Below are 280 nucleotides of genomic sequence, written 5' to 3'. Positions count from 1 at the left end.
AGCGTCCCGCGAATTGCTCCTGGACGGTAGCCACCCGGTGGTCTTCGACTGGTCGCGCGACCTGCTGCTGCTTGAGGAAAACCTGCCCTACCACCCCAACGCCATGACCCTGATCGTCGAAGGCGAGGGTGGCGAACTGCACCGCGACACCTATTACTCCATCGGTGGCGGTTTCGTGGTCGACGAAGCCCAGGCCAAGTCCGGGCAACTGGACCAGGACGCCACCGAACTGCCCTACGACTTCTCCAGCGCCGAAGAGCTGCTGGAGCTGTGCCAGCGC

1 protein-coding gene is annotated in these 280 nt (G+C 64.3%); it reads left to right on the top strand.

Annotated features, from left to right (window positions below):
- Positions 1–280: serine dehydratase beta chain (locus tag AAHM40_RS27120; protein WP_342247455.1), on the top strand; the 280-nt coding region annotated here is incomplete at both ends.

This window comes from Pseudomonas sp. OTU5201 (assembly GCF_038440135.1).
Classification (GTDB): domain Bacteria; phylum Pseudomonadota; class Gammaproteobacteria; order Pseudomonadales; family Pseudomonadaceae; genus Metapseudomonas; species Metapseudomonas resinovorans.
Note: the sequence above shows the minus strand (reverse complement) of the source record. Positions and strands in the feature narration are given on the sequence as shown.